The organism is Pseudomonas sp. SC3(2021), from assembly GCF_019856535.1.
Taxonomy (GTDB): domain Bacteria; phylum Pseudomonadota; class Gammaproteobacteria; order Pseudomonadales; family Pseudomonadaceae; genus Aquipseudomonas; species Aquipseudomonas monsensis.
On sequence record NZ_CP082236.1, the window covers coordinates 376,985 to 395,834 of the forward strand.

Annotated in this window: 17 protein-coding genes; 7 read left to right on the forward strand and 10 right to left on the reverse strand. The window is 60.0% G+C overall.

Going from position 1 to position 18,850, the window contains the following annotated elements:
* Nucleotides 1-47: 47 nt before the first annotated feature.
* The 8 genes from rseP to rpsB form a co-directional block, all read right to left on the reverse strand.
* Entirely contained in the window at nt 48-1,400 is a 1,353-nt protein-coding gene (rseP, locus tag K5Y35_RS01820) for a sigma E protease regulator RseP (RefSeq protein WP_123465085.1), read from the reverse strand.
* Between the two features lie 54 nt (nt 1,401-1,454).
* The gene (gene ispC, locus K5Y35_RS01825; protein ID WP_123465084.1) at nt 1,455-2,645 is read right to left on the reverse strand and encodes a 1-deoxy-D-xylulose-5-phosphate reductoisomerase; all 1,191 of its coding nucleotides are present in this window, start codon (nt 2,643-2,645) and stop codon (nt 1,455-1,457) included.
* Nucleotides 2,642-3,448 carry a phosphatidate cytidylyltransferase gene (locus K5Y35_RS01830; RefSeq protein WP_222833569.1) on the reverse strand — a complete coding sequence of 269 codons (807 nt, stop codon included), beginning with the start codon at nt 3,446-3,448 and terminating at the stop codon, nt 2,642-2,644. The genes ispC and K5Y35_RS01830 overlap by 4 nt, the downstream gene beginning before the upstream one ends.
* Nucleotides 3,448-4,203, reverse strand: a complete 756-nt coding sequence (uppS, locus tag K5Y35_RS01835; protein ID WP_064120741.1) for a polyprenyl diphosphate synthase — start codon at nt 4,201-4,203, stop codon at nt 3,448-3,450. Before uppS ends, K5Y35_RS01830 begins: the two co-directional genes overlap by 1 nt.
* Nucleotides 4,204-4,216: 13 nt before the next feature.
* Nucleotides 4,217-4,774 (reverse strand): ribosome recycling factor, encoded by a 558-nt coding sequence (gene frr / locus K5Y35_RS01840; RefSeq protein WP_123465080.1) that lies wholly within the window; start codon nt 4,772-4,774, stop codon nt 4,217-4,219.
* The gene (gene pyrH, locus K5Y35_RS01845; RefSeq protein WP_011332683.1) at nt 4,771-5,514 is read right to left on the reverse strand and encodes a UMP kinase; all 744 of its coding nucleotides are present in this window, start codon (nt 5,512-5,514) and stop codon (nt 4,771-4,773) included. The genes frr and pyrH overlap by 4 nt, the downstream gene beginning before the upstream one ends.
* A 209-nt stretch (nt 5,515-5,723) precedes the next feature.
* Nucleotides 5,724-6,587, reverse strand: coding sequence for a translation elongation factor Ts (gene tsf, locus K5Y35_RS01850; protein WP_123465078.1), 864 nt, complete (start codon nt 6,585-6,587; stop codon nt 5,724-5,726).
* A gap of 190 nt (nt 6,588-6,777) precedes the next feature.
* A complete protein-coding gene (gene rpsB, locus K5Y35_RS01855) occupies nt 6,778-7,515 on the reverse strand; it encodes a 30S ribosomal protein S2 (RefSeq protein WP_003222119.1) in 738 nt (245 codons plus the stop codon).
* Nucleotides 7,516-7,888: 373 nt separating this feature from the next.
* Between rpsB and map the strand changes: the two genes are divergently transcribed.
* From map to dapC, 3 genes are read left to right on the forward strand one after another with little or no spacing between them, the layout of a single operon-like run.
* Complete coding sequence (map, locus tag K5Y35_RS01860) at nt 7,889-8,671, forward strand: type I methionyl aminopeptidase (RefSeq protein ID WP_007964271.1); 783 nt, start codon at nt 7,889-7,891, stop codon at nt 8,669-8,671.
* A 41-nt stretch (nt 8,672-8,712) separates the two neighbouring features.
* The gene (locus tag K5Y35_RS01865) at nt 8,713-11,415 is read left to right on the forward strand and encodes a [protein-PII] uridylyltransferase (RefSeq protein WP_123465076.1); all 2,703 of its coding nucleotides are present in this window, start codon (nt 8,713-8,715) and stop codon (nt 11,413-11,415) included.
* Between the two features lie 43 nt (nt 11,416-11,458).
* Nucleotides 11,459-12,658, forward strand: coding sequence for a succinyldiaminopimelate transaminase (dapC, locus tag K5Y35_RS01870; protein WP_222833570.1), 1,200 nt, complete (start codon nt 11,459-11,461; stop codon nt 12,656-12,658).
* 48 nt (nt 12,659-12,706) lie between these two features.
* Here dapC and K5Y35_RS01875 read toward each other — a convergent pair whose 3' ends face one another.
* Nucleotides 12,707-14,338, reverse strand: coding sequence for a Na+/H+ antiporter (locus tag K5Y35_RS01875; protein WP_123465072.1), 1,632 nt, complete (start codon nt 14,336-14,338; stop codon nt 12,707-12,709).
* A gap of 347 nt (nt 14,339-14,685) precedes the next feature.
* On the opposite strand from K5Y35_RS01875, the gene K5Y35_RS01880 reads away from it, so the two are divergent.
* From K5Y35_RS01880 to K5Y35_RS01895, 4 genes are all read left to right on the forward strand, one after another.
* Nucleotides 14,686-14,994: an arsenate reductase gene (locus tag K5Y35_RS01880; RefSeq protein WP_261991800.1), complete on the forward strand. Its 309-nt coding sequence runs from the start codon at nt 14,686-14,688 to the stop codon at nt 14,992-14,994.
* Between the two features lie 32 nt (nt 14,995-15,026).
* A complete protein-coding gene (gene dapD / locus K5Y35_RS01885) occupies nt 15,027-16,061 on the forward strand; it encodes a 2,3,4,5-tetrahydropyridine-2,6-dicarboxylate N-succinyltransferase (RefSeq protein WP_123465068.1) in 1,035 nt (344 codons plus the stop codon).
* A 131-nt stretch (nt 16,062-16,192) separates the two neighbouring features.
* The gene (locus K5Y35_RS01890; RefSeq protein ID WP_123465066.1) at nt 16,193-17,398 is read left to right on the forward strand and encodes an aminotransferase class V-fold PLP-dependent enzyme; all 1,206 of its coding nucleotides are present in this window, start codon (nt 16,193-16,195) and stop codon (nt 17,396-17,398) included.
* The gene (locus K5Y35_RS01895) at nt 17,395-17,799 is read left to right on the forward strand and encodes a SufE family protein (RefSeq protein ID WP_222833571.1); all 405 of its coding nucleotides are present in this window, start codon (nt 17,395-17,397) and stop codon (nt 17,797-17,799) included. The genes K5Y35_RS01890 and K5Y35_RS01895 overlap by 4 nt, the downstream gene beginning before the upstream one ends.
* A 115-nt stretch (nt 17,800-17,914) precedes the next feature.
* Here the strand turns inward: K5Y35_RS01895 and tcdA are convergent, their stop codons facing one another.
* Nucleotides 17,915-18,727 (reverse strand): tRNA cyclic N6-threonylcarbamoyladenosine(37) synthase TcdA, encoded by an 813-nt coding sequence (gene tcdA, locus K5Y35_RS01900; RefSeq protein WP_371921385.1) that lies wholly within the window; start codon nt 18,725-18,727, stop codon nt 17,915-17,917.
* Between the last annotated feature and the right edge of the window lie 123 nt (nt 18,728-18,850).

Below are 18,850 nucleotides of genomic sequence, written 5' to 3' on the forward strand. Positions count from 1 at the left end.
TAAACAAACTGCCGCAAAATGCGGCAGATTCGCAATTCAGCGAAGCGTTACAGTCGACCCAGATCGTTGACCAGAGCAAGCAACATCACCCCGACCACCAAACTGATACCGATCTGTATCCCCCAACCTTGCACCCGATCCGACAAGGGACGACCACGCGCCCACTCGATCAGATAAAACAACAAATGCCCCCCATCCAGTACAGGGATGGGCAGCAAATTCAGAACCCCCAGGCTAATACTCAGATAAGCAAGGAAATTCAGGAAATCAGCGACGCCCGACTGGGCAGAAGCGCCCGCCACTTTAGCAATGGTTATCGGTCCACTCAAGTTTTTTACCGAGAGCTCGCCGAACAGCATTTTCTTCAGCGAATCCAGCGTCAGAATGCTCATGGTCCAAGTGCGACGGGCACCCTCGCCAATAGCGGCCAACGGCCCGTAACTGACCTCGCGGATCATCTCCGGCGGCCAGTCGACCGCTTTCACGCCAGCACCCAGATAGCCGCTTGGCGACTTGCTTTCACCACGCGCCGCCAAAGTCACCGGGACGTCGATTTGAGCACTGTCGCGCTCAATGCGCAGCATGATTTTGGTATCAGGACGCGTACGAACCGTATCAACCACTTGCTGCCAGTCATTGAGCGCCTGCCCATCAAGGGCCAGCAACCGGTCACCGGTCTTGAGCCCGGCAGCCTGTGCCGGCCCCTTCGGGTCAAGCTCGGCCAGCACCGGCGGCAGGGCCGGACGCCATGGACGAATACCCAGCGAACGAATCGGATCGGGCTCATCAGCACCCTTGAGCCAGTTATCCAGTGCCAGCGTTCGCGGCGAATCGGCGCTCGAGCCTTGTTCGCGCACCAGCAATTGCAGGGAACCACTCTCACCGAGGCGGCGCACCAGTTGTAGATTCACGGCAGCCCAACCGGAAGTCGGCTCACCATCAATCGCGACGATTTCCTCGCCCGCGCTCAAACCGGCCTTTGCCGCAATGCTGCCGGACTCGACGGCACCGATGACCGGACGCACCTGCTCGCTGCCCAGCATGGCCAGCACCCAGAAAAACACCAGTGCCAGGAGGAAGTTGGCAATCGGGCCGGCAGCGACAATGGCGATGCGCTGACGCACGGACTTGCGATTGAACGACTGATGGAGCTGATCGGGTGGAACCTCGCCCTCACGCTCGTCGAGCATCTTGACGTAGCCACCCAGCGGAATCGCGGCAACCACGAACTCGGTGCCCTGCCTGTCGTGCCAGCGCAACAACGGCATGCCAAAGCCCACGGAAAAACGCAGAACCTTGACGCCACAGCGACGCGCGACCCAGAAATGGCCGAATTCGTGAAAGGTGACCAGCACACCCAAGGCGATCAGGGTGCCGGCAATCATATAGAGCGCGCTCATCTATTTTCTCCGCAATCCCGTTCAGTGCCGCGTGTAGCCATTTTGTAGCAAAATCTATCGACCGTGACGCTGCAACCATTGCCCGGCCAGAACCCGCGCCTTCGCATCCGCAGTAAACACGGCTTCGAGATCGTCCAGGGCCACCACCGGCTCCAGACTCAAGACTTCCTCGATGATACTCGCGATTTCCAGGTAACGTACCCGTCCGTCGAGAAACGCCGCCACCGCTACTTCGTTGGCCGCGTTAAGCATCGCCGGCGCGCTGTCACCCGCTTCGGCAGCTTGCCGCGCCAGACGCAGGCAAGGGAAACGCTGCTCGTCCGGAGCTTCGAAGTCCAGACGCGCGATTGCAAACAGATCCAGCGGTGCCACGCCCGAATCGATGCGCTCCGGCCAGGCCAGGGCGTTGGCGATCGGCGTACGCATATCGGGATTGCCCAATTGCGCCAGCACCGAACCGTCCACATAGTCGACCAGCGAATGGATCACGCTCTGTGGATGAATCACGACCTCGACTTGCGACGGCCTTGCATCGAACAACCAGCAGGCCTCGATCAATTCGAGCCCCTTGTTCATCATGCTGGCCGAATCCACGGAGATCTTGCGCCCCATGGACCAGTTCGGATGGGCGCAGGCCTGGTCAGGCGAAACATGCGCCAGCTCGGCCATCGGCGTCTGCCGGAAGGGACCGCCGGAGGCTGTCAGTAAAATCCGACGCACGCCCACTGAGCTCAAGCCACGAGCAAAATCCTGAGGCATGCACTGGAAAATCGCATTGTGTTCGCTGTCGATCGGCAACAGCACCGAGCCGCTCTTGCGTACTGCCTGCATGAACAAGGCGCCGGACATCACCAGCGCCTCTTTGTTGGCCAGAAGGATTTTCTTGCCGGCCTCGACCGCTGCCAGCGTCGGGCGCAACCCCGCCGCACCGACAATCGCCGCCATGACCGCATCGACTTCAGGGGCTGCAGCCACCTGACACAAGCCCTCCTCCCCGACCAACACACGGGTCGGCAGACCGGCCGCACGCAAGTCGTCCTGCAGGCCGCGCGCGGCAGCGACTTCCGGCACCACGGCGAACTGCGGCACATGGCGCACACACAGGGCGAACAGCTCACTCAGGCGAGTGAAGCCGCTCAGTGCGAACACCTGATAGCGCTCAGGGTGACGAGCAATGACATCGAGGGTGCTCAGACCGATCGAGCCGGTCGCCCCAAGGACGGTAATCTGCTGTGGGCGACTCACGGTGCAGCCATCCACAACAGCACGGCAAATACCGGAATCGCCGCCGTGAGGCTGTCGATACGATCAAGCACGCCACCATGACCCGGAAGCAGATTACTGCTGTCCTTGATGCCGGATGAGCGTTTGAACATGCTTTCGGTGAGATCACCGACAACGGAAATGAACACGATCAGCGCAGCGCCGATCAGGCCTTTAAGCAGCTCGGCAACCGTCCAGTCGCGTACCAGACCGACAATGGCGGTAATCACCAGACTCAGCGCCAGACCGCCATAGACACCTTCCCAGCTCTTGCCCGGACTGACCTGCGGTGCAAGCTTGCGCTTGCCGAAAGCTCGACCGGAGAAGTAAGCGCCAATATCTGCGCCCCAGACCAGCACCATCACCGCCATGATCAACCAGTTGCCCAATGGGTACTGCTTGATCTGCACCAGGCCTTGCCAGGCCGGCAACAGGATCAACAGACCGATCACCAGCCTGGTCGCCGCACTGGACCAGTGCCCGCTCGACTGCGGATAGGTCAGTACCAGCCAGGTCGCCACCATCCACCACAGTACTGCCGCGCCCAGCACCCACGGCGCGAGGCCGGGCAAGATGTACATGACGAACAGCATCAGCGCGACCGCGGCGGCATAACCGACACGGAACGTCTGGCCATTGAAACCGGCAAGCCGCGCCCACTCCCACGCGCCCAGACTGACCACCAGCCCGATGAACAGCGCAAAGCCGGAACCTTCGAGCAGGAAAAAACCGCACAAGGCGATCGGTAACAGGATCAGCGCAGTGATGATTCGTTGTTTAAGCATTAAACCCGGGCTCCAGCTTCAATCTGCTCACTCGTTTTACCGAAGCGACGCTGACGCGAAGCGAAATCGGCCAGCGCATTGCGCATGGCATCGTGTTTGAAGTCCGGCCAGAACAGGTCGGAGAAGTACAGCTCGGCGTAGGCCAGCTGCCACAGCAGGAAATTGCTGATGCGGTGCTCACCACCCGTGCGGATACACAGATCCGGCAACGGCAGGTCGCCGGTGGCCAGACAGGTCTGCAGCAGATCCGGCGTGATGTCCTCCGGACGCAGGTGTCCGGCCTGGACTTCCCGCGCCAGACGCTGCGCAGCTTGTGCGATATCCCACTGACCGCCGTAGTTGGCTGCGATCTGCAGAATGAAGCGGTTGGCACCGGCGGTCATGGCTTCGGCCTCGCGCATCGCCGCCTGAAGCTCAGGGTGGAAGCGCGAACGATCGCCAATGATCCGCAAGCTGATGTTGTTGTCGTTGAGGCGCTTGGCCTCACGACGCAACGCCTTGAAGAACAGATCCATCAAGGCGCTGACCTCATCGGCCGGGCGCTGCCAGTTCTCACTGGAAAACGCGAACAGGGTGAGCACTTCGACCTTGGCCTCAGCGCACACCTCGATCACTGCCCGTACAGCATCCACGCCCGCTTTATGCCCGGCGACACCCGGCATAAAGCGTTTTTTCGCCCAGCGATTGTTGCCATCCATGATGATCGCGACATGGCGCGGCACCGCGGACGGCGCAGTCTGCTTGGTCTTGTCCATTAAAACTCGACCCTTATACGGCCATCAGGTCTTTTTCTTTCTCAGCCAGTTTCGCGTCGATCTCGGCCACGTACTTCTTGGTCAGATCGTCGATTTCGCCAGTGGCGCGACGCTCTTCGTCTTCGCTGATTTCCTTTTCCTTGACCAGATCCTTCAGCGAGCTGTTGGCATCGCGACGGATGTTGCGCACGGCAACACGGGCGTCTTCGGCCACATCACGCGCCTGCTTGGTGAAACCACGACGGGTTTCTTCGGTCAGGGCCGGCATGCTGATCAGCAGCAATTCACCCAGGTTGGTCGGGTTCAGGTTCAGGCCTGCACTGCCGATCGCCTTGTCGACAGCACCGAGCATGTTGCGCTCGAACGCAACCACTTGCAGGGTACGGGCGTCTTTGACGGTGATGTTGGCGACTTGCTTGATCGGGGTGTCCGCGCCGTAGTACGGCACCATCACGCCTTCCAGAATGCTTGGGTGCGCCTGGCCGGTACGGATACGGCCGAAGTTGTGAGCCAGAGACTCAACGGACTTCGTCATGCGCTCTTTGGCGTCTTTCTTGATTTCGTTGATCATTGTTGAACTTCCTCGATCAGGGTTCCTTCAGCGCCGCCGTGTACGATGTTCAGCAGGGCGCCGGGCTTGTTCATGTTGAATACGCGCAGCGGCATCTTGTGATCGCGGCACAGGCAAATAGCTGTCAGATCCATTACACCCAGCTTGCGATCCAGTACTTCATCATAAGTCAGATGATCGAACTTCTCGGCATGCGGGTCCTTGAATGGGTCAGCGGTATAAACGCCATCGACCTTGGTTGCCTTGAGCACGACATCGGCGTCGATTTCAATGGCGCGCAGGCAGGCTGCCGAATCCGTTGTGAAGAACGGGTTGCCGGTACCGGCCGCGAAAATCACCACGTCCTTGGAGTTCAAGTGGCGCATGGCTTTGCGACGATCATAGTGATCGGTTACGCCCACCATGGAAATGGCCGACATCACGATGGCCGAGATATTGGCACGCTCCAGCGCGTCGCGCATGGCCAGGGCATTCATCACAGTGGCCAGCATGCCCATGTGGTCGCCTGTCACCCGATCCATGCCAGCCTTGCTCAAGGCTTCGCCACGGAACAGGTTGCCACCGCCGATCACCAGACCGACCTGAACGCCGATACCGACCAGTTGGCCGACTTCCAGCGCCATGCGATCCAGAACCTTCGGATCGATCCCGAACTCTTCCGAGCCCATCAGGGCCTCGCCGCTAAGCTTGAGTAGAATGCGTTTATAGCGAGCCTGATAACCACTGCCCTGCTGAGCCATTGCGAATCTCTCCTGCGGCGTATTAAAAATTCTTTGCGAGCTGTTTACAGCTGGCGTTCACTCTAGCTTGGCGCTGCTTCAGCGCCATCGGAACATGGCTTTGTAAGTCAGTTCCAAGTGGAAACCAATTAAAAATTGGTAACCCCATCTGAAAAGAGGCTGCGCGCGTGAGCGGGCAGCCTCTTTCGGGCGACAGTTGAAAAACCGTCTTATTGCTTGGCTGCAGCCAGCTGGGCAGCAACTTCTTCAGCGAAGTTGTCGACCGGCTTCTCGATGCCTTCGCCTACTTTGAAGTAGGTGAAGGAAACGATTTCTGCGCCGCCTTTCTTGGCCAGCTCGCCAACCTTGATTTCAGGGTTCTTGACGAACGCCTGCTCAACCAGGCTCGCTTCTGCCAGGAACTTGCTGATACGGCCTTTGACCATGTTCTCAACAATGTTTTCTGGCTTGCCTTTGATCTTCTCTTCGTTCAGCTGCATGAACACAGCTTTTTCACGCTCGATCGCTTCAGCCGAAACTTGCGAAGGCAGCAGGAACTCAGGGTTGCTGGCAGCTACGTGCATCGCGATGTCTTTGGCCAGCTCGACGTCACCGCCTTTCAGAGCCACAACAACACCGATCTTGTTGCCGTGCAGGTACGAACCTACAACGTCACCTTCGATACGGGTCAGACGACGGATGTTGACGTTCTCGCCCACTTTGGCAACCAGTGCTTCGCGAGCGGCTTCTTGAGCAGCGATCAGCGGAGCAGCGTCGGTCAGCTTGTCAGCGAAGGCTTTTTCAACGCTGGCAGCAACAAAGTTTTTGAAGTCGTCTTGCAGGGCCAGGAAGTCGGTCTGCGAGTTCACTTCCAGGATAACGGCAGCTTTACCGTCGTCCTTGATTGCGATTGCGCCTTCAGCGGCAACGTTGCCAGCCTTTTTCGCAGCCTTGATCGCGCCCGAAGCACGCATGTCATCAATGGCTTTTTCGATGTCGCCGTCAGCCTTTTCCAGGGCTTTCTTGCAGTCCATCATGCCTTCGCCGGTACGCTCGCGCAGTTCTTTAACCAACGCTGCAGTAATTGCTGCCATTTTCAAATTCCTCTTGGATAGGTTTTCAACCATTCCACCCGATCGAACGGGCGTTCAATTCTTCCCGAACCAGCTTGTAGCCGCTGCACGTTACAGATGCTGTAGCTGCGCCGCCGACAAATGGTTTTCGAGGTGGCAAAAAGGGGGCCAAGCCCCCTTTTTGCTTACTGAGTCAACGCCAAAGCGTCAATTACTCAGCTGCAGCCTGAGTTTCTTCAGCTGCGAATTCTACAGTGCCGCCAGCAACGTTGTTGCGACCACGGATAACAGCGTCAGCCATCGAACCCATGTACAGCTGGATAGCGCGGATGGCGTCATCGTTACCTGGGATGATGTAGTCAACGCCTTCCGGGCTGCTGTTGGTATCGACAACGCCGATGACCGGGATGCCCAGCTTGTTGGCTTCGGTGATCGCGATGCGCTCGTGGTCAACGTCGATCACGAACAGTGCGTCAGGCAGACCGCCCATGTCCTTGATGCCGCCCAGGGAGCGATCCAGCTTTTCCAGGTCACGGGAGCGCATCAGCGCTTCTTTCTTGGTCAGCTTGGCGAAAGTACCGTCTTCGGCTTGAACTTCAAGGTCACGCAGACGCTTGATGGAAGCACGAATGGTTTTGAAGTTGGTCAGCATGCCGCCCAACCAGCGGTGATCGACGTACGGCGAACCGCAACGTGCTGCTTCTTCAGCAACGATCTTGCCAGCGGAACGCTTGGTGCCGACGAACAGAATCTTGTTTTTGCCCTGGGCCAGACGCTCTACGAAAGTCAGAGCTTCGTTGAACATTGGCAGGGTTTTTTCAAGGTTGATGATGTGAATCTTGTTACGCGCGCCGAAAATGTACTTACCCATTTTCGGATTCCAGTAACGGGTTTGGTGACCGAAGTGCACACCGGCCTTCAGCATATCGCGCATGTTGACTTGGGACATGATAGTTCCTTAATAAGTCGGGTTTGGCCTCCACGTATCCCAATGACCAACCAGTGGCATAAAGCCAAAAGCACCCAGGTCATCGTGTCGACACGTGTGTGGATTTAAGCTTTTCGGGGTATCCCCGGAAAGCGGCGCATTTTATACCACAGGGTGCGCAGAAACGGAACCCGGAATCTGTAATCGCACCTGGGACATGGACGCAGCCCCCTTGGAATCGCCTTCAAGCGCACCATTGTATAGAGAGACACGATGCACGCAGGCGCGGATTTGCTCCTTTCGTCTGTTAGAATCGGGTTTTTCAGGGTCGCAAAACGCACATGTGCCACCCAATACGTATCAACAAGCGCCGCCGAGCGCAGAGAGAGCCTGTATGACCGTCAACCTCAAAACCCCCGAGGACATCGCTGGCATGCGTGTCGCCGGCAAACTGGCCGCCGATGTGCTGGAAATGATTGCCGAACACGTCAAACCGGGCGTTACCACCGATCAACTGAACCAGATCTGCCACGACTACATCGTCAATGTGCAGCAGGCCATCCCCGCCCCGCTCAACTACAAGGGTTATCCGAAGTCGATCTGCACTTCGATCAACCATGTGGTCTGCCATGGTATTCCGAACGACAAACCGCTGAAAAACGGCGACACCCTGAACATCGACGTGACCGTGATCAAGGACGGCTACCACGGTGACACCAGCCGCATGTTCCACGTCGGCGAAGTACCGGTCTGGGCCGAGCGCCTGTCGCAAGTCACTCAGGAATGCATGTACAAGGCCATCGAGATCGTCAAACCTGGCTGCCGCCTCGGCGATATCGGCGAAATCATCCAGAAGCACGCGGAAAAGAATGGCTTCTCGGTGGTTCGCGAATTCTGCGGCCACGGCATCGGCAAGGTGTTCCACGAAGAACCGCAGATCCTGCACTACGGTCGCGCCGGCACCGGCATGGAACTGAAGGCCGGCATGACCTTCACCATCGAACCGATGATCAACCAGGGCAAGGCCGACACCAAGGTGCTGGGTGACGGCTGGACCGCGATCACCAAGGACCGCAAACTCTCGGCGCAGTGGGAACACACCTTGCTGGTCACCGACACCGGCTACGAGATCTTCACCCTGCGCGCCGACGACACCATCCCGCGCGTATCGGCCTGATCCGCAACGCTCCCAGCCTTATATAGAAGGAAAGCCAACCGATGCCGCAGGTGGATCCCGAACTCTTCGACCGCGGCCAGTTCCAGGCAGAACTGGCTCTGAAAGCGAGTCCTATCGCGGCGTTCAAAAAGGCGATCCGCCAGGCACGCGAAGTGCTCGACGCGCGCTTTCGCAGTGGCCGCGATATCCGCAGGCTGATCGAAGACCGCGCCTGGTTCGTCGACAATATCCTGCAAAAGGCCTGGGAGCAGTTCAACTGGAGCGAGGACGCCGACATCGCGCTGGTTGCGGTCGGCGGTTATGGCCGGGGGGAGTTGCATCCCTATTCCGACATCGACTTGCTGATCCTGCTGGACAGCGCCGATCACGAAGTTTTCCGTGATTCCATTGAGCGTTTTCTGACCTTGCTGTGGGACATCGGCCTGGAAGTAGGTCAGAGCGTTCGCTCGGTCGACGAGTGCGCCGAAGAGGCCCGTGCTGACCTGACCGTGGTCACCAACCTCATGGAAAGCCGCACCATCTGCGGCCCCGAGCATCTGCGCCAGCGCATGCTCGACGTCACCAGCACTGCGCACATGTGGCCGGCCAAGGAGTTCTTCCTAGCCAAGCGCGCCGAACAGAAGGCCCGTCACCACAAATACAACGACACCGAGTACAACCTGGAACCCAACGTCAAAGGCTCGCCGGGCGGCCTGCGGGATATCCAGACGATTCTGTGGGTGGCCCGTCGTCAATACGGCACCCTCAACCTGCGCGCCTTGGCCGGCGAAGGCTTTCTGGTCGAGAGTGAAAACGCACTGCTGGCCTCCTCCCAGGAATTTCTCTGGAAGGTGCGCTACGCCCTGCACATGCTCGCCGGTCGCGCCGAAGACCGCCTGCTGTTCGATCATCAGCGCACCATCGCCGGTTTGCTGGGGTTTGAAGGTGACGACGCCAAGCAGGCCGTCGAAAACTTCATGCAACAGTATTTCCGCGTCGTGATGAGCATCGCTCAACTCAGCGACCTGATCATCCAGCATTTCGAGGAAGTCATCCTCGCCCCCGAAGATGAAGCACCGCCGCAGCCAATCAATTCGCGCTTCCAACTGCATGACGGCTATATCGAAGCACGCAACGACAACGTGTTCCGCCGCACGCCGTTCGCCATGCTCGAGATTTTCGTGCTGATGGCCCAGCAGCCGGAAATCAAAGGCGTACGGGCAGACACCATTCGCCTGCTGCGGGAGAACCGTCACCTGATCGACGACAATTTCCGCAACGACATCCGCAATACCAGCCTGTTCATCGAGCTGTTCAAGTGCAAGATCGGCATCCACCGCAATCTGCGGCGGATGAACCGTTACGGCATTCTCGGGCGTTACCTGCCGGAATTCGGCTTTATCGTCGGGCAGATGCAGCACGACCTGTTCCACATCTATACGGTTGATGCGCACACCCTGAACCTGATCAAACATCTGCGTAAGTTGCAGTACACCCAGGTGTCGGAAAAATTCCCGCTGGCGGCCAAGCTCATGGCCAAGCTGCCCAAGCCCGAACTCATTTACATGGCGGGGCTGTACCACGACATCGGCAAGGGCCGGCATGGCGATCACTCGGAGATCGGCGCGGTCGATGCCGAGGCGTTCTGCCAGCGCCATCAATTGCCGGTGTGGGACAGCCGCCTGATTGTCTGGCTGGTGCAAAACCATCTGGTGATGTCGACCACTGCCCAGCGCAAGGATTTGTCCGACCCGCAGGTGATCCACGATTTCGCTCAGGCCGTCGGCGACGAAACCCGCCTCGACTACCTGTACGTGCTGACCGTGGCCGACATCAACGCGACCAACCCGACCCTGTGGAATTCATGGCGCGCCAGCCTGTTGCGCCAACTCTACACCGAGACCAAGCGCGCCTTGCGTCGCGGCCTGGAGAACCCGGTGGATCGTGAGGAACAGATCCGCCAGACCCAAAGCGCTGCGCTGGATATTCTGGTGCGCGGCGGCACCGATCCGGACGACGTCGAGCAATTGTGGGCGCAGCTGGGCGATGACTATTTCCTGCGGCACACCGCCGGCGACGTGGCCTGGCACAGCGATGCGATCCTGCAGCAGCCGGCCGATGGCGGGCCGCTGGTACTGATCAAGGAAACCACCCAGCGCGAATTCGAGGGCGGTACGCAGATCTTCATTTATGCTCCGGACCAACACGACTTCTTCGCCGTGACCGTGGCGGCAATGGACCAGCTCAACCTGAACATTCACGACGCCCGGGTCATCACGTCCAGCAGCCAGTTCACCCTCGATACCTACATTGTGCTCGACAACGACGGGGAATCCATCGGTGACAACCCGGCGCGGATCAAGCAGATACGCGAAGGCCTCACCGAAGCCCTGCGCAACCCGGACGACTACCCGACGATCATTCAGCGCCGGGTCCCGCGCCAGCTCAAGCACTTCGCCTTTGCACCGCAGGTGACGATCCATAACGACGCCCAGCGTCCGGTGACCGTGCTGGAACTGACCGCGCCTGACCGGCCAGGTTTGCTGGCACGCATCGGCGGGATTTTCCTCGAGTTCGACCTGTCGCTGCAGAACGCCAAGATTGCGACCCTGGGCGAGCGGGTGGAAGACGTGTTCTTCATCACCGACGCCCACAACCAACCATTGTCCGACCCGTTGCTGTGCAGCCGTCTGCAGGATGCGATCGTTGAGCAACTGAGCGTCAATCAGGAACCCGATATCAAATTGTCGCGCATCAGTATCTGATGGCGCCCCGGATTCAAATGGCTTTGCGAGAGACCCTTCCCCAATGAACAACGCTCTGAACCAGCTCCAGCCGTACCCGTTCGAAAAGCTCCGCGCCCTGCTCGGCACCGTAACGCCAAATCCGGACAAACGCCCGATCGCTCTGTCGATCGGCGAGCCGAAACATCGCTCGCCAAGCTTTGTCGCCGAAGCGCTGGCCAACAGTCTGGATCAGATGGCGGTATACCCGACCACCCTCGGCATCCCGGCCCTGCGCGAAGCCATCGCTGGCTGGTGCGAGCGTCGTTTCGGCGTGCCGAGCGGCTGGATTGACCCGGCGCGTAATGTGCTGCCGGTCAACGGTACCCGTGAAGCGTTGTTCGCCTTCACCCAGACCGTGGTCAACCGTAGCGATGACGCCCTGGTGGTCAGCCCGAACCCGTTCTATCAGATCTACGAGGGCGCGGCGTTTCTCGCCGGCGCCAAGCCGCACTACCTGCCATGCCTGGACGAGAATGGCTTCAACCCGGACTTCGACGCGGTATCGCCAGAAATCTGGAAACGCTGCCAGATCCTGTTCCTGTGCTCGCCGGGCAACCCGACCGGCGCACTGATTCCGGTCGATGTGCTGAAAAAACTGATCGCCCTGGCCGACGAATACGACTTCGTCATCGCCGCCGACGAGTGCTACAGCGAACTGTACTTCGACGAACAGACCCCACCGCCGGGCCTGCTCAGCGCCTGCGTCGAACTGGGCCGCAAGGATTTCAAGCGCTGCGTGGTGTTCCACAGCCTGTCCAAACGCTCCAACCTGCCGGGCCTGCGCTCGGGATTTGTTGCCGGTGATGCCGACATCCTCAAGGGCTTCCTGCTGTATCGCACCTACCACGGCTGTGCGATGCCGGTGCAAACGCAACTGGCCAGCGTGGCCGCGTGGAACGACGAAGTGCACGTGCGCGCCAACCGTGCACTGTACCGCGAGAAGTTCGACGCGGTCCTGGCAATCCTCAGCCCGGTGATGGATGTGCAGCGTCCGGATGGCAGTTTCTACCTGTGGCCAAACGTGCAAGGTGATGACGCGGCGTTTTGCCGGGAGCTGTTTGCCGAAGAACACGTGACCGTGGTGCCCGGCTCCTACCTGTCCCGCGACGTAGACGGTGTCAACCCGGGTGCCGGTCGCGTGCGCATGGCACTGGTTGCGCCACTGGCTGAATGCGTCGAAGCGGCGGAACGTATTCGCGCCTTCATCACACGGCACAAGTAAGCATCCGATTGCCCGCGCCAGACGCTCTGGCGCGGGCAACTCCGCAGGCTATTTGACCTGTCCCAGATTCGCCTCACTCAAATCCAGCTCACCCAAGACCTCCCGCAACACGTCATCGCCAATCTGATGCTGCCGACTGAGGCTATACAGTTCGAGGCGCTGCGCCCGTAGGGCCTTCAAACGCAGCCGGCGCTCCAGCAGATCCATCTGAAACGCCAGCGCCTGGGCTTCGGCGGAATCGTTGAAAACCTCAAGCTGATGGCGATACTCGGACATAATCCGCGCTTTCAGTTCCGCCGACAGTGCCGCCTGAGCGGCGTCCTGCGGGGCGACCTCTTCGGTTTCCAGCGCATGGATCGCCGCCTCGGCAGTCTTGCGCCAGGCATCGCGCACTTCCTGACGGCGCTTGTCATCCGGGCTTTTCTCGATGCCCCGCAGCAACAGTGGCAGCGCGATACATGCCGAGATCAGCGACAGCAGAATTACCCCGGCGGCGATGAAGATCAGCAGGTCACGCTCGGGGAACGCCTCGCTACCCATCAGCATCGGCACCGACATCACACCGGCCAGCGTCACCGCTCCACGCACCCCACCGACAGTCAACAGCCAGCAGGAACGCGCCGTCGGCACTTGCGTCAGCTCGCCCTTGCCGCGCAAACGTCGCAGCAACACCGACAAGCGCCAGATACTCTGCACCCAGATAAACCGCAGCAGCACCAGCGCGAGGAAAATCGCCACAACATCAAGGCAGCGATAGAACAGCGTCGGCCACAACGTCGGCTCGTGGCTGACCACGGCTTTGATGATGTCCGGCAATTGCAGGCCCAGCAGCAGGAAGATCAAACCGTTGAAGGCAAACTCCAGCAATGACCAGACGCTGCGATTGAGCAAGCGGGTGCTGGTCTGGCGTGGCAACAGATCGAGCCAGCTCTGCATCATCCCCGCCGCCACCGCCGAAAGAATGCCGGAAGCGCCCAACCGCTCGGCCAGCACATACGCCGCGAAAGGCAGCAGTAACATGAACACCACGTGGGTGGCCGGATCATCCCAGCCGCGAGCGATCATCCACGCACGCAAGCGCCCGACCAGCCAGCTCAGCGCAACGCCCACCGCCAGGCCACCAACCGCCACCAGTACAAACGTCAGGCTGGCATTGGCCAGCGAAAACACCCCGGTCACTGCGGCAGCGAGGGCGAACTTGAATGTCACCAGGCCTGAAGCGTCGTTCATCAGCGCCTCGCCCTGCAACATGTGCATCAGTGGCGTCGGCAAGCGGTTCTGCGAAATCGCCGAGACGGCCACCGCATCCGTCGGCGACAGCACAGCGGCCAGGGCGAAAGCCACCGGCAGCGGAATCGTCGGCAGCAGCCAGTGAATGAAGTAACCCGCTCCGACCACGGTGAACAGAACGAGTCCGACCGCCAGCGTCAGAATCGGCCCGCGCAACTGCCAGAACTCGCGCTTGGGCATGCGCCAGCCGTCGGAGAACAACAATGGCGGCAGGAATAGAAACAGGAACAATTCGGGATCAAGGGCCACGTGCAGACCGAGTGTCGGCCAGGCGAGCAAGGCGCCAGCGGCGATTTGCACCAGAGGAAGCGGCAGCGGGATGACCCGTCCGACCAGCCGCGAGACGCTGACCAGCATCAGCAGGATCAGGACGGTATAAGCGGTTTGCATAAAGCGGAAATCTCAGACGATCGACAGCGTTGAACTGCCATATTAGCCGCTTAGGATGCGTCTGGCGTTTGCACCTATGTCGCACGCGTACACGCCGCACCAATGTGGGAGCGAGCTTGCTCGCGAATACGGTGTGTCATTAACAGAGATTTTGACTGACACGGCCGCTTCGCGAGCAAGCTCGCTCCCACAGGGTTTTGCATTGCCAAATCGACCTGAGGCGCCGCGAACCGGTTTGGTCATGGCATAATCCGACACCATTTTTCTCCAGCACCTGTAAAGGGGGCGATTCCTTGACCGTTTCAAGTAAAACGTTGCACCTTTTCGGCATCAAAGCCTGCGACACCATGAAGAAGGCGCGCACCTGGCTCGATGAACACGCTGTCAGCTACGACTTTCATGATTACAAAACCGCCGGTATCGACCGTGAGCACCTGACTCAATGGTGTGACGAGCACGGCTGGCAAACGGTGTTGAACCGTGCAGGCACGACCTTTCGCAAACTCGACGACGAACGTAAAGCCGATCTCGACCAGTCGAAAGCCATCGAACTGATGCTCGCTCAACCCTCGATGATCAAGCGCCCGGTGCTCGATCTCGGTGACCGAACCCTGATTGGCTTCAAGCCAGACATCTACGCGGCTGCACTCCAGTAAGCAGCCCGTCACTTATTGCTAGAGGTATTCACATGTCCAAATCCCTGTTCAGCATCGCCTTTGGTGTCGGCACTCAGAACCGTCAAGGCGCGTGGCTGGAAGTGTTTTACGCCCAGCCACTGCTCAACCCGTCGGCCGAACTGGTCGCCGCTGTTGCGCCGATCCTCGGCTACACCGAAGGCAACCAGGCCATCGCCTTCACCACCGCGCAGGCTGCGCAACTGGCCGAAGCGGTCAAAGGCATCGACGCCGTGCAAGGCAAGCTGCTGACCCGTCTGGCCGAGAGCCACAAGCCGCTGGTCGCCACCCTGCTGGCCGAAGACGCACAGCTGACCTCGACACCTGAGGCCTACCTCAAGCTGCACCTGCTGTCCCACCGTCTGGTCAAGCCGCACGGCGTGAGCCTGGCCGGGATCTTCCCGCTGCTGCCGAACGTGGCCTGGACCAGCCAGGGCGCGATCGACCTGAGCGAACTGGCCGAGATGCAACTCGAAGCCCGCCTGCGCGGCGAGCTGCTGGAAGTGTTCTCGGTGGACAAGTTCCCGAAAATGACCGACTACGTGGTTCCGGCCGGCGTGCGCATCGCTGACGCTGCGCGTCTGCGTCTGGGTGCCTACGTGGGCGAAGGCACCACCGTAATGCACGAAGGCTTCATCAACTTCAACGCCGGCACCGAAGGCCCGGGCATGATCGAAGGCCGCGTGTCCGCTGGCGTGTTCGTCGGCAAGGGCTCGGATCTGGGCGGCGGCTGCTCGACCATGGGCACCCTGTCGGGTGGCGGCAACATCGTGATCAAGGTCGGCGAAGGCTGCCTGATCGGTGCCAACGCCGGTATCGGTATCCCGTTGGGCGACCGCAACACCGTCGAGTCGGGCCTGTACGTGACCGCCGGCACCAAGGTGGCACTGCTGGACGAGCACAACAACCTGGTCAAGGTGGTGAAGGCGCGTGAGCTGGCCGGCCAGACTGACCTGCTGTTCCGTCGCAACTCGGAAACCGGTGCCGTGGAGTGCAAAACCCACAAATCGGCAATCGAGCTGAACGAAGCGCTGCACGCTCACAACTAAGCAGCACATCGACCTCCTGTGGGAGCAAGCTTGCTCGCGAAGCTTTTGGCGTATTCAAGAACGCCTTCGCGAGCAGGCTCGCTCCCACAGTGTCTTGTGTACATCCCGCCCAAGTTCACAGGGCTGAACAAATGATGATTCCCTCCCCCTGGCGCGCCGACTTTCCGGCCATCGCCGCCCTGCAACGGCAAGACCAGACCTATCTGGACAACGCCGCCACCACGCAAAAACCGCAAGCCCTGCTTGACGCACTGACGCATTACTACGCCAACGGCGCGGCCAATGTGCATCGTGCGCAGCACCTGCCCGGCGCTCACGCGACGCAGGCGTTCGAAGACAGTCGGCTCAAGGTGGCCCAGTGGCTGAATGCCGGTGACAGCGGGCAGATCATCTTCACCCACGGCGCCACCAGTGCGCTGAATCTCCTGGCCTATGGCCTGGAGCATCTTTTCCACCCGGGCGATGAAATTGTCATCAGCGCCCTGGAGCATCACGCCAACCTGCTGCCGTGGCAGCAACTGGCGCAGCGGCGCGACCTGAAACTGGTGATCCTGCCGCTGGATGACGCCGGTTTGATCGACCTCACGGCCGCCGTGCATCTGATCGGGCCGCGTACACGTTTGCTGGCGGTCAGTCAGTTATCCAATGTGCTCGGTGCCTGGCAGCCATTGCCAGCGCTATTGGGCATGGCCAAGGCACAGAACGCCCTGACCGTGGTCGATGGTGCGCAAGGTGTGGTGCACGGTCGCCACGACGTGCAGGCGCTGGGTTGTGACTTCTATGTGTTTTCCAGCCACAAGCTGTACGGCCCCGATGGCCTCGGCGTGCTGTTCGGGCGCAACAAGGCGCTTGAGCAACTGAAGCCCTGGCAGTTCGGCGGCGAAATGGTGCTGGAAGCCAATTATCACGATTCACGTTTTCGCCCTGCTCCGCTGGGTTTCGAGGCGGGTACGCCGCCGATCGCCAGCGTGATCGGCCTCGGTGCGACCCTCGACTACCTGGCCGGCCTGGACCAGGACGCAGTGTCCGCGCACGAAGCGGCGCTGCATGACTATCTGCTCAAGGGCCTGCACGCTCGCAATGGCATCCGTCTGCTGGGCAAGCCGCAACTGGCGTTGGCCAGTTTTGTCGTCGAAGGCGTGCACAACGCCGATCTGGCGCACCTGCTGACCGAGCAAGGCATTGCCGTGCGCGCCGGGCATCACTGCGCCATGCCGTTGCTGAAAAGCCTGGAGCTGGCCGGGGCGATTCGTGTTTCGCTGGCGTTGTACAACGATTCCGAGGATCTGGAACGCTTCTTCGAAGCGCTGGATCAGGCGCTGGAGTTGTTGCGATGAGTCTGCCGCCCGCCGCTGCCGAAGCGCTGCACACTTTTCAGAATGCCGCCGGTTGGGAACAGCGTGCGCGGTTGCTGATGCAGTTTGGCGATCGCCTGCCACCGCTGGACGATGCAGATAAAAACGACGCCAACCGCGTGCATGGTTGTGAAAGCCAGGTGTGGTTGCTGGGCTCGCTAAATGACGGCCACTGGCAGTTTTTGGCAAGTAGTGATGCGCGGATGATTCGCGGGTTGGTGGCGTTGTTGCTGTTGCGGGTCAATGGTCTGAGCGCTGCTGAATTGCAGCAAGTGGATCTGCCGGACTGGTTCAACGAACTGGGGCTTTCGCGGCAACTCTCGCCTTCGCGCACTAATGGCCTCAATGCCGTACTTCAGCGGATGAATGAGTTGGCAGGTTAATCGCCATCGCTGGCAAGCCAGCTCCCACAGTGTTCTATGGTCTTCACAAATGCAGTGAACCAACCAAATACCTGTGGGAGCTGGCTTGCCAGCGATGAGGCCATAAGCCCCGACATCAAACCTGAGGCTTGAGCCGATCCGCCGGGCGCCGGACACCCGCCACAATCTTGTCCACCGCCTTGGTCGCCGCGACCATGCCGAATGTCGCCGTCACCATCATCACCGCGCCAAACCCGCCGGCGCAGTCGAGCTTCACGCCATCGCCGACAAAACTCTTCTGCAAACAGATACTGCCGTCCGGTTTCGGATAGCGCAGCTGTTCGGTGGAGAACACGCACGGCACGCTGTAATGGCGGGTCACGGTGCGCGAGAAGCCATAGTCGCGACGCAAGGTCGAACGCACTTTTGAAGCCAGTGGATCGTTGAACGTACGGTTCAGGTCGCACACCTGAATCAACGTCGGATCAATCTGCCCGCCCGCACCGCCGGTGGTGATGATCTGGATCTTGCGCCGCTTGCACCAGGCAATCAGCGCAGCCTTGGCGTTGACCGCGTCGATGCAGTCGATCACGCAGTCAATGTTCGGCGTGATGTATTCGGCCATGGTCTCGCGGGTGACGAAATCGGCCACGGCGTGCACCGTGCAGTCCGGGTTGATCCCGCGCAGGCGCTCGGCCATCACTTCGACCTTGGGTTTGCCAACGGTGCTGTCCAGCGCATGCAACTGCCGGTTGGCGTTGCTGACGCAGACGTCGTCGAGGTCGAACAGCGAAATCTCGCCGACACCACAGCGGGCCATGGCTTCCGCCGCCCAGGAGCCGACGCCACCGACGCCAACGATCGCCACATGGGCCGCGCGCAGGCGCTCGAGACCCTCGATGCCATACAAACGGGCGATGCCTGCAAACCGTGGATCTTCTGTACTCATGACCATTACCCCAAAAACCGGCGCGCATTATAGGGCTACGCAGCGACAAGTTTTAACCTTCGAGCTAAAAGTGTAAGAACTTAAGTCAAAGTCGGATGCCCAATATCCGGCATTTCCTTGTCT